The sequence below is a fragment of the Paenibacillus elgii NBRC 100335 genome, assembly GCF_004000865.1.
Lineage (GTDB): Bacteria > Bacillota > Bacilli > Paenibacillales > NBRC-103111 > Paenibacillus_G > Paenibacillus_G elgii.
Genome location: NZ_BIMB01000005.1, coordinates 106966 through 122880, shown reverse-complemented (window position 1 = coordinate 122880; position 15915 = coordinate 106966). Strand labels below are relative to the sequence as shown.

Genomic DNA, 15915 nt, shown 5'->3' with positions numbered 1-15915 from the left:
AAGGAGGAATCATCGATGAAACAACCTTGGAAAACAGCACTGACCTTCGTCATAATCGGGACGACACTCCTTCCGGCAAACTTGCCGGCGCTGGCGGCCGATACAGCCCCAGCGACAGTGGCCGCTCCGAGCAACTTCGGCTTAACGGATTCGATCCGTGCCGCGGTGAAAAGTCTGGCGGTAGAAACGACCGCCGGCGGCACACGCATAGGCGCATCCGTTCGTTTGTATAACGGGGGAACGCAGAAGACCCGGATTCCCGATCATCAGCTGCATGTCCGCACGACGGACGGAGTTCAATATACGCTGAAGGCGAGCGCTGCGAACAAAAATGCGCTGGAGCCGGGTGAAATCGGCGAGCTGGTTTATATGACCGTCATCGAAGGCACGCCGTCGATTAAACTGTCGGAGCTCTCCTTCGTCAATGTGGATGAGTATGTTTATCCGAAAAAGGAAACGAACCTGCTAACGATTCCGCTAGGCGGGAGGCAAGTGTGGTACGCATCGGCGGCAGGAGCGGATAAAGCCGCCGAGCCGAAGGGATGGGGAGAAGCGTTTACGATTCCGGGCTTAAATTCCAGCCTGCGCTATACCCCTGCGGCGATCAAGGTGCAGTATGCGACAGGCGGAGCTTCGGCGGGAGCGTCCGGCGGGGCTTCCACGGGAGCTGCGGCCGGTGGAACCTCCGGTGGCGCATCCACGCCGGAAGCGGGAGGGACTGTGGCAGCCCCGGACGGTGCCGCTGCTGCGCCTGGCGGAGCGTCCGGCGCGCCCACCGGGGCTCCGGCAGCGGTGCCGAATGCGGCAGGAGCGGCAACGGGGCCGGTGGCGCTCGTCACCTTATTGGTGGAAAACCCGGGCGTCGGGCGGGAGACGATACCCGAATTCCGCATCGACGGCCAATCGGACCGCAAGACGTATACCGGCGGCCGTACGGAGCAAGGTGCCGTGACGGTCGAGGCCGGCGAGAAAAAATATATTCATTTCGCCGTCCCGGTCGAGAACAACGTGACGTTGACCTCCATATTCGTGACGACGACCGAAACGTTCGTTTTGGGGGGAGGACAGGGCGCGCCGACTACGGCAACCGGGTTCGACGTCGGCCGCGTGCAGATTGCGGTTCCGGGTAGCGCGCAAACGGATACAGCGCCTGCGATTTCTTACCGGACCGGCAGCCCCATCGCCTTCGATCCGTTGAATAAGATGATCGATGCCAATACGGAAGTAACCCTGATGGAAATGCATCTTCATGAGAGTGACAACGGTTTTCATTCGGTCGTCGCCAAATTCCGGATCACAAATAAGAGCGATAAGCCGGTGCCAGTACCCGCTTTCCAGACCGAGATTGTCGGAAGCGACGGAGCCGCTTATGCCGGAGCGCGGCAATCCGGGGTCACCGCTGCATTGAACCCGAACATGAGCTATATTGTTAATTATTCGTTCAACGTACCGAAGACGGAGGACGGAAAGCAGCTGACGATCAAGCTTTTGGATACGCAATCCGCGGCTCCTTACACGAGCACCATTGCATCCCTGCAGACGGCCGCAAGCAGCGGTGCGGAGGGGGATACGTTCGCCATGTACCCGTTTGATCTGAAAATCGTCGATTGGACATTGTCCGCTACAACTCCTGGCAGCATGGGTGGGTTGATTTACAGCTATAAAATCTCGTTTACGTTGGAAGTAAAGCAGAGCGACAACGTCGTAGTCGATCAAAATTTCTCCAAGCTTTATATGGAGCTGGTAGATACGAAAGGACGCGTTCTAGGCACCGCAGAAGGCTCGTTTACCGGCCCGAATAAACTGGCAACGGGCAAGCAGATTTTGACCTTCAACGCCAAAACGGAGCAGCTCGAAAATCCGTTTACCATTCGTGTTTATGAAGCGTTCGATACGCCAAGCGGGCTGGCCAAACGATACATTACCACGCTCAAACAATAAGCGGTGCCGCAGCACAACGAAAAAACAGCCTTTCGAATCCACATCGGACTCGAAAGGCTGTTTGCTTATATCGGGCTTCCGTATCGCTTGCTAAGACCGGATTTTTCGAACGCCCTGCATATAGATGTCTACGGTCGTGCCTTTTCCCTGCTCGCTGCTTATCTTCATGCTGCCCCCGTGATTTTCGATAATTTTAAAGGTGACCATCAGACCGAGCCCGGTACCTTTCTCCTTCGTCGTATAGAACGGTTCCCCCAGTCGGGGAATTCGGTCTTCCGGAATGCCGCAGCCTTGATCGGTAAACCGCATCAGCAGCTTTCCACCCTCCATTTTGCGGAATTCGGCGCGGATTTGTCCGCCTTCCGGCATGGCATCGATAGAGTTGTTCAAAATGTTGATAAATACCTGCTTGATTTGATTTTCGTCGCAATTGATTTCAGGAAGATCGGGGTCCGCTTCCGTAACGATGTCGACGTTATGGATCATCGCTTGAGAGCCGAGGAGCATAATCGTATTTTCCAAAATGGTGAAGGCGTTCTTCGGCTGGTACTTGACGACCTGCGGCTTCGCGATGACCAGAAATTCGCTGACGATAAAGTTGATCCGCTCCAGCTCGTCGATCATAATTTCGAAGTAACTGTCGTAGCCGCTTACCTTGCCCTGGAGCAGTTGGACGAAGCCTTTGAGCGAGGTGAGCGGATTGCGGATTTCATGGGCGACCCCGGCGGCCAACTGACCGACGATCGACAGCTTCTCGGAGCGGAGAATCATTTCCTCGGCCCGCTTGCGCTCGCTGATGTCTTGGCCGATCATGTAAACGCCGGCGATTTGTTTGTTAACGAAGATCGGAAAGTTAAATACGCTGAGCTCGACCGGATTGCCGTCCTTGCGCACAAATGTAATCTCATAATGAGGAGTCATACCGTTGAGCGTTTCCTCGAAGTGATCGAGCCACCGCGTGTAATCTTCCGGGAAAATCAACGGATTGATCGTGCGGTGAAGCAAATCCGCTTCCGAATAGCCGGTAACGTCGAACATCGCAGGATTGACGCTTGTAATGAGGCCCGACAGGTTCAGCGAGCAGATCGGATCGGGATTGTGCTCGAACAGCGATTTATAGCGGAGCTCGCTTTCTTCAAGCAGCAGCTCGGTCTTTTTCTTATCGTACAGCGCCTTGATCATTGCGTAAGAACGGGCGAACCGATGGTCCTCTTCCTGGGCTAACACGTTCTCGAAAATTCGATCGGCTTCGTCGTCGATGATGCCTTTGTCAAGATCCTTCATCTTTCCTAGAAGATTCATGACGTTTGTAATGTGCTCGCCGTGAATCCAAGCAGCGGAAGCAGTTTTATAATGGGGCGTAGGACCGTGCTGTAATGTGACGATTCCTTTGCGCGGCTCGTACTCCGTTACGTGATTCATATTGACCACATTCATCTGGTCGATCAGGCGAAAGCCTTCTTCATACAGCCATTCTTCGAAAGCTTCCAGCGACGCTGCCCAGTAATATTTATCGGAAACCGTGTGAATGATATATTCTTTATCCCGTACGCATTCGATTTTAACGACTTCATCGGAAGGGATGATGGTGATGTCAGAACTTTTTTTGTCACGAATGACTGGGATTTTTTGCATATTTTGATATCACCTGCCTGTCGCATTCGATTCATTATACCATGCTTGCCCCCATCGTAACAGATTAAAAATAGGCCCAAAGGTAATCCGAACGGGGTTCAGGTGCTTCGGAGCGTAAGCGTCAAGCCGGCATCCAAACGATATCTCCCGGCCGGTCAAGGCGCGGAGAAGCGGCCATTCAATTATATAGCGTGCCGAAACGCGAAGTAAATGCCAAGGCTTGGATAGCGGATTTTACAGAGGGAAACGACGTATACAGGCAACCGGGAGATGAGCCGCGCATGGAAGCTTGCGGTTAAGTCGCAAGCCTCCGGACGACATAGAGTGAAGAGCTTATGGGCGGGATGAGGATACGGATGGAAGACAGCGGCTTTAAGGACCTTTAATGGACCGGCGCGCCGGATTCTTCCGGCAGAAAGGGGACTTGGCTCGCAATCTCGGTTTCGAGCGTAGTCATGCGGTGTTCCATGGCTGATAATTTCCGCTCAAGGGCAGCAAAGCTTAGGGAAATTCCGGCATAACGCTTATGCAGGTCCGTCAGCTCTTTCGTTATCGCTTTCAATTGATTTTCCATGCGTCGAAAGCACCCCTCTCTCGGAATTTTTATTTTTTATATGATTCGGGTGGCGCAGATACGTTTAGGTCCGTCGGCAGGGAGGGAAGGAAAATATGGTGAATAAGCCATGCTTTGATCCCTATTCCCACAAAAAAAACGTACTCGCCCGGCGGGAAATCTGGTACAATTCGGATGTAGCTTTACGCAGCCAGAAGGGAGCTCCTGACACCCGATGATCTATTTACGCCATTCAAAATGGCTACGTTTTGTTGTTTCCTTAATCGCTCTTACGCTGCTTCTATCGGCATATCGAATTTTTACCGTAGAAGGCGAGGCTCGTACGTCCAAATTCGTCTTGATGCGTCTGGAGGACATCGGTCCCGGCGGACAATATGCTTCGCTTGAGGAGCTTGGGAAGCTGAGAACCGTACTGGAATATTTGCGCGACCAGAAGGTGGCGTATCATCTCGCGGTTATTCCACGCTGGATCAATCTGCCGCCGGACGGATCGCGGTACGACGTACCGCTTGACCAGGAGGGCAGTCCGTATACGGCCGCTTTCCGCAAGGTGCTCCAGCAGGCTTCGGACAGCGGCGCGGTCATCGGCATGCACGGCTATACGCACCAAGTCGGCAGCGTGCGCCGCGATGACGGCCACCACGAATCGGGAATCGGCAACGAGTTCCAAGTGCCGGATGTGGAAGAAACGATGAAGACATCGTATGCGGAGCAGCGTATAAAAGAGGGGATTGCGATATTCGAGCGTGCGGGACTGAAGCCGCAGTTCTGGGAGGCGCCGCATTACCGGACCGCTCCCGAACAGGATCGGGTGTTCCGTTCTTACTTCGGCCTGAACTATCAGGCGGAGGTGCAGTCTCACCGCAATGCCGAAGGGGTCTTCTATCTGAATGAGCGCAATACCGGCTACGGCAGTCCGACGCTTGGCGCGGCTTACGTTCCGACGCCTTACGATTACATCCCTTATAATAAAGACGAGAAAATGATTGTGGACCGGGTCGGTCAATCGAATCACGTGGCTTCCTTTTTCTATCATCCTTTTCTCGAATTCAAATACCTGACCCCCGTTCTGGACCCGGAAGGGCAACCGGTTATGCGGGACGGCGTCCCGGAATTCCGATACCCCGAGCAGAATAAGAGCGTGCTGCAAAAGCTCATTACCGGCCTTCGGGCGAAAGGCTACGCCTTCCGCTCCATCCATGACTACGTTCCGTTCACACCTGCTCAGAGCGTCAAGCTGCTGCCGGGCGGCAAACAGAACGTTTTTCTCGAAGATGCTGACGGTGACGGGCAAGCCGATACAGTGCAGTGGAATACCGCGAATGGGGAGATCAGCGTAATTCCCGGCCGGTTCAAGGGACTGCGCAATGAGGCGCAGCCGGCTCCGGTGCGATGGGGGCAGGCGGAATATGCGAACGGGGCTGTTGCCGCCGTCAGCGGCAAAGATGCGGAAGGCCTGTGCAGCTTCTGGACGGTGAATCCGAGCGGGCGCCTGGACCGCTATGTATCGGACGGGCGGCAATTCCGTCTGGCGCAGAGCTGGAAGATTGAAGCCAAAGCTTGGAGTTCCTTATACACGCTCCCGTTATCGAACGGAGAAGTGGTTATTGCCGGACTAACGAAGGATAAGCTTCAGCTCTACGGCTGGCGAATCCGAGGGAAGGAAATGAAGCCGATTAAACCGTACAAGCTCCGAAGCGAAATGAATCAGGAGCTTCAGGTGCGCATGGAGGGCGGCCCGGCGCTGTTTGCCTCTAAAGACGGCGCCTCGGGCGGCATTCAGCTTCAGCCGGATACCGCCGACATGACATGGAAGCTGACCCGTGTGGACCTCGGTCTCCCGAATGAAGACGGCTTGATTCGGCTCGGGGACTTCAACGGGGACGGCCGGGAAGACGCGATTCGCTGGGACCCGAAGACGATGCGCTGCACCGTCTATGCTAGAGATGAGGACCGGGAGTGGAAGCTGCTTTCCACCTTCGGGCCGTGGGGGACGCCGGGAAAAGGTGTTAATCTGATGGTCCGGGATGTCGACGGCAATGGAAAAGCGGACCTGATATTGATCGACCGCTCCGGCGGTACCTTGGATTTCGCCTTATCTTACCAAACCAAATAAGCAAGCTATGGAATGTACGACAGAGCGTCAGCTATCATATTTCATATTTTCATTTCATCGAGCTGTTACCCGGCCTGGCGGATTACGCCGGGCCGTTTTACATAGGATCGAAAGCGGCAAGGATCAACCTTGGAATAGGCAGAAAAGACTATAGTATTTTCTCCCTTGTTCAGTTCGGCAAATTCAGGCACAATGGGAAGAGATAGGTAGACCGGAGTCTGGAAAAAGCAGGATTTAACGCTTGAGGGGCGAATACACAATTGATCGAATCGATCAGTTTTAAACAATCATCAAGTCAACAAGAATACCAAACGAAATTGGCTGAAAGAATCGCAAGCGGCATCCGCCGGTATCTCGAAGCCGGAGGAGCGTGAGGTAACACATGCCGCTGGAACGAATATCGAGGCGGGTTGCCGCATTTTTCACCATTGTCGTTTTTTTGATCGTGGGGCTGATTGCGGGAGAACGATTGTTCTTCAATTACGGCAATTCGCCGACGGCAGTTCGGGGCGAAATGGATTTGCGGGGATGGGATTGGGACCGGAAAGGGCATCTTCCGCTGAACGGCGAGTGGGAGTTTTACTGGAACGAATTCAAGCCCCCCGAAGACTTGGCGGCGGAACGCTTCGGTACGCCAAGCTACGCCAGTCTTCCGGGTTCATGGAACGGCACGACGAAGGACGGAAAGGTGCTGACGGGCGAAGGCTACGCCACCTACCGCCTCGAGATTTTGTTGTCCGATGATGAGCGGGTGCTCGCCCTGCGGCTGCCCCCGATCTATACGTCTTATAAGCTCTGGGTGAACGGAAAGGAAATCGCGTCCGCCGGAACCGCAAGCAAGTCTGAGCTGGAATCGAAGCCTCATTTTTTAACCCAGCTGGCCGTAGCTCACACCCATACGAAGGAACTGGTGCTGGTTCTTCAAGTATCGAACTATTCGCACGAGAAGGGCGGCATCCGGCAGCCGATCGAGTTCGGCTTGTTCGAATCGGTGGCGAGAGCGAAGCAACTGGCGGTCGGCTTCGATACGCTGCTGATCGGCTGCTTGCTGATCATGGGGCTTTACCATCTCGGCCTGTTTGTCGTACGGACCAAAGAGCTGGCTATGCTTTATTTCGGATTATTTTGCCTTGTATTCTGCTTGCGCATGGCGCTGATCGGGGAAATGGTCGTGACCCAGGCGTTTCCCCGCTTCAATTGGACGCTGGCGCTGGTGCTGGAGTATTTGACGGCGGATTTGAGCATGCTGCTGTTCGTCTTGTTTTTCTCCAGCATGTATCCGAGGGAAAGCTCGCGGAAAATAACGACGTATTTCTGTACGCTAACTCTGGCGTACGCCGTTGTCATTCCGCTGCTGCCTACGATGCTGATTACGAAATGGCTTATCGTCCTGCAACTGATTATTGGAGCGGGAGTCTGCTACATTTTGGGCATCATCGTGCTCGCCTTTTTGCGGAGAAGAGAGGGCGGAGGGTTGCTGCTGTTCGCCAGCTTGATTTTTGCGGCTACCATCATTAATGATATGCTGTACGCTCACGAACTGGTGCAGACGACGGACAAGATGTCCGCTTTTGGCTTGTTGATCTTTATTTTCTCCCAGTCGGTGCTGCTGTCGGTCAAGCTGTCGCGGGGGTATGGGAGCGAGGAGAAGCTATCGGCCGCTTTGACGCAGCTGAACAGCGGACTGCACGACAAGATCAAGGAACGGACGGCGGATCTCGAGCAGGCGAATCTGGAGCTGCAGCGGAAAAATGACGAGTTGTCGCGGATGGAGAAGTCCCGGAGCCGGCTGCTCAGCAACATATCACATGATTTGGGCACGCCGCTGACGACGATCCAGTGCTACTTGGAGGCCGTACTGGACGGCATCGTGGATACGGAGGAGCAGAAGGAACGTTATTTGCAGCTTATTCACAGCAAGGTCGTCAGTATGGACCGGTTGATCGAGGACCTGTTTCAGCTTTCCCAGCTTGAAGCGAGACAAGTAACCTTCAAAAAGCAGCTCATGCGCACCGACCGTCTGATCGAGCTGCTGTTCAGCCGCTACGAGCTGGATACGCGCAATGCGGGCATTCATTATACGCTGACGCTTCGGGCTGATGGAGACGATCAGCCGCGTGAATTTTCCGCGGTGGAGGTCGATCTGGAGCGGCTGCATCAGGTGTTCAGCAACTTGATCTTCAATGCGATCAAGTTCACGCCGGAAGGCGGCTCCATTCAGGTAGAAATGATCGACGACGGGGAACAACTGCTGTGCCGGGTCAGCGATACGGGAGGCGGCATTAACGAACAGGATTTGCCTTATGTGTTCGACCGGTTCTATACTAGCAACCGATCGCGCAATTCCGCTGCGGGCGGCAAAGGGCTGGGGCTTTCCATATCCAGAGAAATCATAGAATACCATGGGGGGCGCATCTGGGTCGAACGCACTGAACCGGGACGAGGAACCGTGTTCTGCTTCACGATACCTGTCGCCAGTCCTCAAAAAAAGCTTGACCGGCAACAGTCCAATTGTTTATTCTCTTCTTAGGACCAGGGAACTACATCGATGCGGTGGTGAAACGGATGACGGAGCAAACAGTGTTAGTTGTGGAAGATGATCCCGAGATTCGGGAAGTGATCCGTCTTTACTTGGAAAAAAACAATTACCGTGTCCTGCTCGCAACCAGCGGCGAAGAAGCGCTTAAGATCGCGGAGGCGGAGCGGCCGGATCTGGCGATACTGGACGTGCTTCTGCCGGGGCGAAGCGGCTTTGAAGTATGCCGGGAGCTTCGGGCGGTTTCTCCCGTGCCGATCTTATTTTTGAGCTGCAAAAAGGACGAGGCGGACAAAATCGCCGGCTTGAATCTGGGCGGCGACGATTATATTACGAAGCCTTTCAGCCCGAACGAGCTGATGGCCCGGGTACGCGCCCATTTGCGCAGGCCGCATTTGGCTGCGGCGGATCAGGCGGGAGGACAGCCAGACAAGCTGGTCGTCGGCAATCTGCGGATCGACCGATTAAGCCGTGTGGTGAGAGTGAACGGGCAAGAAGTAACGCTGTCCCGCAAGGAATTCGACCTGCTCAGCTTTCTCGCTTCGCGTCCGGAGCAGACCTTCAGCCACGAGCAGCTGTTCCGTGAAATTTGGGGACAGGAAAGCTTCAACGATACGAGAACGATTATCGTACATGTCAGCAACCTTCGCAAGAAAATCGAGCCGGACCCGTCGAATCCGAAATATATTATCAACGTCCATGGCGTAGGTTATAAATTCATCGCCAGCAGCACGAGCCATGCACTGAAACTGTAAACCGTAACCTTGAGCCATTCAAGGCACGGTTTATTTTTTTTCGCACAGGGAGGAGAGGCGGTAAATTTACGCTCGCAGCAGGGCATCCGGTAATTTTTATCCCTTTTCGGGCACATCAGGTTTATGCTACAACAAACTAGAAAGAGGTGGTAGCTATGCCGTGGTTCGGAGCCCGTATGCGTCGGGCAGCGGAGCGTTTCCGCGATTGGGGGCTCGAATGGAAGGTGTTCCTGATGACATCGGTCGTCATTCTGATCGCCGTGCCGTTAACGGGGGCATTCTCATTCAATCAGGCGGCCCGCTATATCGAAGAGTACGCCTATAACGCCGCAGACCGGACGGTTAGCCAGCTTAGCGCCAATGTCGGCAACGAGCTGAAGAACGTCAGCGACAAGCTGTACTGGATCAATTCTAGCGACGAGCTGGCGCGGGCCATCGAATGGAGCCAGAACCGGTCGGATGAAGCGTATTCCGTCGTTTTCAATAACGTATTTTCGCTGTTCTCCAAAGCGAGTCTGTCCTCTCCCACGATTCGCGGGATTTATTTATATACGCCAAGGGGAGAATTTTTCGAAGGGGTTCCCGCAGCAAGAAAGGAAACCGATTTCAAGGAGACGGTCTATTACAAGGCGATCAAGCCTTCGTCGACGAACCGCTGGGTCTACGCCGGGCAAAATCCGCTCTTTGTCGAGGAAGGAGCGGTGATCGGCTTGGTCAGCCGGCCGGCCACGGCCACCGGAGCGGTGGAGCTGGACAATTATTTGGTGATCACGCTGCGGGCAGACTATTTCGAACGCAACCTGCAGACCATCCAACTGGTGCCCGACGGATTCTCGATGATTTTGGACGAGAACGGCCGGCCGATCCTGCTGTCTTCCCGGAGCGAGGTAACGGAACAGTTTCTGGAGCAGGCGCAGGTGCCGGATTTCTCGGGCAAACCGTCGTTTTTCGAAATGAAGCTGGGAGACCAGACGTATCTGGTCAATCATAAGCCGATTCCGATTGCCGGCTGGCAGGCGCTCGTCGTTCAGCCGAAAAAGCAGCTGCTCGTCAAGATCGCTTACATTAAATATTTTACCGTACTGCTGACGGTGGTGCTGTTGGCGTTCTCTTTCTTCTTGAACAAGTCGATCGCCCGCTGGGTCACCCTACCGGTGCGCAGGCTGCAGCGGCTCATGTCCCAAGCAAAAAAAGGCGATCTCAACGTGCGCTTCGCTTCCGAGAGCCGGGACGAGATCGGAGAGCTGGGGCGGCGGTTCGACGAGCTGCTGGACCAAATTCAGCGGCTGTTGAAGCAGGTGGTGGAGGAGAGCCTCGCAAAGCGGAGGGCGGAGATGCGCGCGCTTCAAGCGCAGATCAATCCGCATTTTTTGTATAACACTCTCGACGAGATTTATTGGAAGTCGCTCGAATTCAACGATTCGTCGGCCAGCGATATTATTTTGTCGTTGTCCCGCTTTTTCCGGCTCAGTCTGAACCGAGGCGAGGAAGCGACGACGGTGGGGAAGGAAATGGAACACGTCGAGCAATATTTGAAGCTCGTCAATTATCAATACAGGCGGCAGTTTGCGTTCGAGGTGTCGGTGGACGATCGGACGAAGGAAACGGTAGTACCGAAAATCATCCTGCAGCCGCTGGCGGAAAATGCGGTGTTGCACGCATTTAAAGACAACGAGTATCAAAATAACCGGATTTATGTGAAAAGCTTCCGGGAAGGAACGGACACGACGGTGCTGACCGTGGAAGACAACGGCTCGGGGATCGATCCGGAGCTGATCCGACTCTTCAACGCGCCGCTTGCGGACGCGGCGCCGGGCGTCGCATCTCCGAGCGGAGAAGGCTACGCGATTATGAATATTAAGGAACGGCTTCGTTACTTTTTCGGGGAGCGTGCAGCGTTCCGGGCTGAGAGCCGGGTAGGGGAAGGCTCGCGATTCGAGATCCGTATCTGCGATGCGAAGGAGGAGGTACCGCATGAAAGTACTGCTGGTGGACGATAAGGAGAGCGTCGTGCAAGGCATCCGCAAGCATATTCCTTGGGAGACGCTCGGCGTGTCGCAGGTCGAGATCGCGCTTGATGGCAAGGAAGCACTGCTCCGTTATGCAAGCGATCCGGCCGATCTCATCGTGACGGATATCAAGATGCCGAATATGAACGGCATCGAGCTCATGGAGCACATCAGGGCACGCTTCGAACGGGCTGTCCGTTTCGTCGTACTTAGCGGCTACGAGGAATTCGACTACGCCAAGAAAGCGCTGGCGCTCGGCGCTTCGAACTACGTATTGAAGCCGGTTGACATTAAAGAAATGACCGGGATTATCGCCAAGCTGCTCGGCGAGCTTCGCAAGGAGCAGGAGCGGGACGCGCAGCGGGTGAAGTTTCAGCAAACGATCCGACGCAGCCTGCCGGCTCTGCGGCAGCAATATTTGAATGAGATGATCCGGTTTCGGGACGAGCGGCAGGTACGCTTGCGGGATAAATGGGATTTTGCAGAAATTCCGCTTAAGCCATCGAATTTCGCGCTGCTAGCTGCTGCGATCGATCGCTTCGATGAAATTTCGCATAAGCCCGTGGAGGAAGTCGAGCTCAGCCGTTTTATCGTCGAGAACATTGTCGGCGACTGCTTGTCCTCGTGGGGGACAGGCATCGCTTTCTATGCCGAGTGGGGTCTGCTGGCAATGCTCGTCAATTACGACCCGGCCGATCCGGCCAAAGAGGTCAAGGAACAGCTGCTGAAATTTGCGGACTGGTGCCGCACTTCGGTAGAGAAGCATTCGGGCCTCACGGTAACGATCGGCATCAGCTCGTTATGTCCGGAGCTGCGCGAGCTGCCCGGCGCATACCGGGAAGCCTGCGAGGCGATCGAGCATGTGTATTTTTTCGGGAACAACCAGGTGGTACACGTGGAGGACTTGATCCCGTTCCGGATGAAGCGGACCGGTTACCCGGCGCTTCAGGAGCAGGAGCTGCTGACGCTCGTTAGGCGGGGCCAGGCGGAATCGGCCCAGGAGGCGGGGGCTTCCTTCTTCCGTGCGCTTGAAGGGGAGGAGGGCAAGCCGGCCGACTTCCGCTTCTCCTGTATTCAGCTTGTCACTGCACTGAACCGGCTTCTACACGATCTGGGGATGGCGGAAGGGGAACGCAGCCCGCTGCCCGAGGCGTGGTTTGAGCTGTGCAACCGCGCGAAGCTGAGCGAGCTGAAGGAGCATATTCCGCTCTGGTTCCATCAAGCGGCGCTGCAGGTCAAGCAGTTCGTCCAAGCGGGCTCCAAATCGATTGTCGGCGAAGCGAAGACGTTCATCGAGCAGAATCTGCTGCACCCGATCGGGTTGTCGGCGGTAGCGGATTATGTCGGCGTCAGCCCCAACTACTTCAGCGGCTTGTTTAAACGGGAGACGGGAATCTCCTTCGTGGAATACGTCACCGATCTGAAGCTGGCCCAAGCCAAAGACTGGCTGGAGGACGCCGCCATTCCCATCTATGAGATTGCCGAGCGGCTCGGCTACCATGACCGCAAATATTTCCGCGAAATTTTCAAGAAAAAGAACGGCATCACGCCGTCCGAGTACCGCGAGCAGCGGCTCGGCACCTCGACGGGGGAGGAGTAAATCCTCCCCCGGAGTGTTGAGAAAGTGGTTTTTGCTAATACAGGGGAACATACGGAGGTGGGGTATCTACTGGAGGAGCGAAAGCGTTCGCCTTTGTCTGCGGGAAATATCCGCTGTCAAGCGGCTTTAATCAAAGTTTCCCGCTGACAACAGCGACCGGAAGTAGATACCCCACCCCCTCGTATTACCTGTAGTGCCCCCGACTACTTTCTCAACAGCTCAAGGAGGAGTAAATCCTCCCCCTCGCTCATGAAAATTCCCTCCCTAGGAAATTCGACACGGTTCGCTATACTTGGAAATAGGAAGATCAACTCACGTATACGCAGAGAATCTTATAGGGGAGGACGAAGTCCGTGAATACAAAAGGCTATGTAAAGCTCGGATTGGCGATGGCATTAGCTTCATCGGCGCTGGCAGGATGCGGCGGCGAACAAACGAAAACCGGCTCCGAAAGCGGCGGCGCAAGCGGCCAACCGGTCAAGCTGAAATTTTGGACCAATGCGCGGCATGACGCCGATTTGATGAAAACGAAGCTGGAAGAATTCAATCAGAAGTTTAAAGGCAAGATCGAAGTCGAATCCCAGATCATGACGGACAACTACGAGCAAGCACTGCAAACAGCGATTCAAGCGGACGAGGCGCCGGACATTTTCAACGCCAAAATGAAGCTCAAGTTAGAAGATTTGGTCAAAATGAAAGCGATTCAACCGCTCGACGAGTTCTTGACGCCGGAAGTAAAGTCCCGCTTTGGCGACAACCTGCTGAAGGTCGACCGGCAAAACTCGCTGGACGGCAAAACCTACAGCCTTCCGAACTACGGCACAACCTGGCGGCTGGTTTATAACAAAGACCTGTTCGCCAAAGCCGGCCTGAGCGAGCCGCCGAAGTCGATGGCGGAGCTTGTGGACTATGCGAAGAAAATTACCGAAGCCGGCAAAGCGGACAACGTATACGGCTTCGCATTAAACATGAAAACGCCTGCTGCGGCCTTCGAACGCGGACTGCTGCCGATGGTTCGTCTGGACGGCAAAGATTACTACGACTGGAAAAACGGAAAGTATGATTTCGAAGTGCTGAAGCCTTATGTCCAAGCGCTGAAGCAAATCGTCGATAACAAAAGCATTCTTCCGGGCTACGAATCGCTGGACATCGACCCGCTGCGCAACCAGTTTGCGGCAGGCAAAATCGGCATGTACTTCTCGCTGTCCGCCGAGCCGGGCGTGTACGATACCCAGTTCCCGACCAAAGTCAACTGGGGCGTAGCGCAGGTGCCAACACTCGATGGCGGAGCGCCGAAGGGCGCGAACTATATCAACGGTGGCGCATCCTGGCTGTATATGTCCGGGAAAAGCAAGTACAAAAAAGAAGCTTGGGAGCTGCTGAACTTCCTCTACAGCGACGACGTGCTTGTTCCTTACTACGAGCAGGGCAAAGGCATCAGCGTCGTGCCTAGCGTCCTCGGTAAAGCGAAAGAGCCGACGCTCAAAAACTTCAAGGAATTCGCGCCGAAGGACGATGTCATGTGGCCGGCCTATCCCGTACACAAAATTGAAGGCAAGCCGTGGCAGAACGTCATCTCCGAGACGATTCTCGGCCTGACGCCGCTTGACAAAGGGATCGAAGATCTGAATAAGCGTTACAACGACGGCTTGAACAACGAAGAAAAGGCCGGCAACGCGAAGCGGATCGTCGAACCCAATTTCGACCCGCGTAGCCAAATTAAAAAATAAAGTTCTCGTTTGCATAAACGACCGGGCAGCAGGTGGCTCTCCTATATGGATATCCGGGAGTCGCCTGCTCTCTTTTTGCCAAAAATCGCCTTTGGAAGGAGCTGATTTGCGTGCCGCTCAAAAAAAGATTGAAGGAATATACGGGACCTTACGTCATGGTTCTGCCAACGGTCGTTCTCCTACTGCTGTTTGCCATCTATCCTCTGGCATGGGCCTTCAAATATATGTTCTATGACTACGACGGCTTCTCGGATGCGACCTTCATCGGGCTCGAAAACTTTGTCCGGCTGTTCACGCGCGACTCGCAGTACTGGCATTCGGTCTGGAACACGCTGGTGTTTACGGCCGGGAAGCTGGTCATTACTTTGCCGCTTTCTCTTATTTTAGCTTTTATCCTGAACAACAAGCTATTCGGCAAAAATACGATGCGCGCCATCATTTTCATGCCGACCATCATCAGTACGGCCGTCATCTCGCTCGTCTTCTACCTGATGTTCAACTCGTACAACGGGATTATTAACAAAATGCTTCTATCGATTGGATTAATCGATCAACCGATCGAATGGCTCGGCGTCAAGTACTCGATGTTCACCGCCATTCTCGTGGCGATCTGGGGCGCGGTCGGGAACTACATGGTGCTGTTTCTTGCGGGCCTGCAGGGCATCTCGAACGATTTGTACGAAAGCGCGGCCATCGACGGCGCCAACAAGGTTCAGCAGTTCTGGTACGTCACAATTCCGCTCCTCGGGCCGGTTATGCAGATCATCGTCATGCTGGCGATCGTCAACACCCTCAAGAGCTACGAAAGCATCATGGTCTTGACGGCCGGAGGTCCCGGCGGCAAAACGGAAGTCATGTATTTGTACATCTACAAGCTGTTCTTCCCGGTGTCCGAGGGCGATGCGGTCGTGCAGCAGTACGGCTACGGCGCTGCCGTAGGCTTCGTCTCCGCGCTGATCGTCGGTCTGCTTACGTCGGCTTACTTATATATCTCGCGCAAATCGAGTCAGGCGCATTAA

Annotated in this window: 10 protein-coding genes; 8 read left to right on the top strand and 2 right to left on the bottom strand. The window is 54.6% G+C overall.

The window, feature by feature from the left end; genetic code table 11:
* Window positions 1–15 precede the first annotated feature (15 nt).
* The gene (locus tag PEL01S_RS05625) at window positions 16–1941 is read left to right on the top strand and encodes a Ku family protein (protein ID WP_127459663.1); all 1926 of its coding nucleotides are present in this window, start codon (window positions 16–18) and stop codon (window positions 1939–1941) included.
* Between the two features lie 90 nt (window positions 1942–2031).
* Here PEL01S_RS05625 and PEL01S_RS05620 read toward each other — a convergent pair whose 3' ends face one another.
* Window positions 2032–3576: an ATP-binding protein gene (locus PEL01S_RS05620; protein ID WP_010502338.1), complete on the bottom strand. Its 1545-nt coding sequence runs from the start codon at window positions 3574–3576 to the stop codon at window positions 2032–2034.
* 382 nt (window positions 3577–3958) lie between these two features.
* Window positions 3959–4150, bottom strand: a complete 192-nt coding sequence (locus tag PEL01S_RS05615) for a hypothetical protein (protein WP_063181415.1) — start codon at window positions 4148–4150, stop codon at window positions 3959–3961.
* Window positions 4151–4364: 214 nt separating this feature from the next.
* Here PEL01S_RS05615 and PEL01S_RS05610 point away from each other — a divergent pair, with 214 nt between their 5' ends.
* The 7 genes from PEL01S_RS05610 to PEL01S_RS05580 all read left to right on the top strand — a co-directional run bounded on the left by PEL01S_RS05610 (window position 4365) and on the right by PEL01S_RS05580 (window position 15915).
* Entirely contained in the window at window positions 4365–6266 is a 1902-nt protein-coding gene (locus tag PEL01S_RS05610; protein WP_127459662.1) for a DUF2334 domain-containing protein, read from the top strand.
* 382 nt (window positions 6267–6648) lie between these two features.
* Complete coding sequence (locus tag PEL01S_RS05605) at window positions 6649–8796, top strand: ATP-binding protein (RefSeq protein ID WP_127459661.1); 2148 nt, start codon at window positions 6649–6651, stop codon at window positions 8794–8796.
* A gap of 35 nt (window positions 8797–8831) precedes the next feature.
* The gene (locus PEL01S_RS05600) at window positions 8832–9557 is read left to right on the top strand and encodes a response regulator transcription factor (protein ID WP_063181421.1); all 726 of its coding nucleotides are present in this window, start codon (window positions 8832–8834) and stop codon (window positions 9555–9557) included.
* A 155-nt stretch (window positions 9558–9712) separates the two neighbouring features.
* Window positions 9713–11557 (top strand): cache domain-containing sensor histidine kinase, encoded by a 1845-nt coding sequence (locus tag PEL01S_RS05595; protein ID WP_063181423.1) that lies wholly within the window; start codon window positions 9713–9715, stop codon window positions 11555–11557.
* Window positions 11532–13166, top strand: a complete 1635-nt coding sequence (locus PEL01S_RS05590; RefSeq protein ID WP_163767546.1) for a response regulator — start codon at window positions 11532–11534, stop codon at window positions 13164–13166. Before PEL01S_RS05595 ends, PEL01S_RS05590 begins: the two co-directional genes overlap by 26 nt.
* A gap of 353 nt (window positions 13167–13519) precedes the next feature.
* Window positions 13520–14896: an ABC transporter substrate-binding protein gene (locus PEL01S_RS05585; RefSeq protein WP_127459659.1), complete on the top strand. Its 1377-nt coding sequence runs from the start codon at window positions 13520–13522 to the stop codon at window positions 14894–14896.
* 110 nt (window positions 14897–15006) lie between these two features.
* Complete coding sequence (locus PEL01S_RS05580; protein ID WP_255320075.1) at window positions 15007–15915, top strand: carbohydrate ABC transporter permease; 909 nt, start codon at window positions 15007–15009, stop codon at window positions 15913–15915.

Coding starts and splice junctions, on each gene's coding strand:
- PEL01S_RS05625 (WP_127459663.1), top strand. CDS start 16: ATGAAACAACCTTGGAAAACAGCACTGACCTTCGTCATAATCGGGACG.
- PEL01S_RS05620 (WP_010502338.1), bottom strand. CDS start 3,576: ATGCAAAAAATCCCAGTCATTCGTGACAAAAAAAGTTCTGACATCACC.
- PEL01S_RS05615 (WP_063181415.1), bottom strand. CDS start 4,150: ATGGAAAATCAATTGAAAGCGATAACGAAAGAGCTGACGGACCTGCAT.
- PEL01S_RS05610 (WP_127459662.1), top strand. CDS start 4,365: ATGATCTATTTACGCCATTCAAAATGGCTACGTTTTGTTGTTTCCTTA.
- PEL01S_RS05605 (WP_127459661.1), top strand. CDS start 6,649: ATGCCGCTGGAACGAATATCGAGGCGGGTTGCCGCATTTTTCACCATT.
- PEL01S_RS05600 (WP_063181421.1), top strand. CDS start 8,832: ATGACGGAGCAAACAGTGTTAGTTGTGGAAGATGATCCCGAGATTCGG.
- PEL01S_RS05595 (WP_063181423.1), top strand. CDS start 9,713: ATGCCGTGGTTCGGAGCCCGTATGCGTCGGGCAGCGGAGCGTTTCCGC.
- PEL01S_RS05590 (WP_163767546.1), top strand. CDS start 11,532: ATGAAAGTACTGCTGGTGGACGATAAGGAGAGCGTCGTGCAAGGCATC.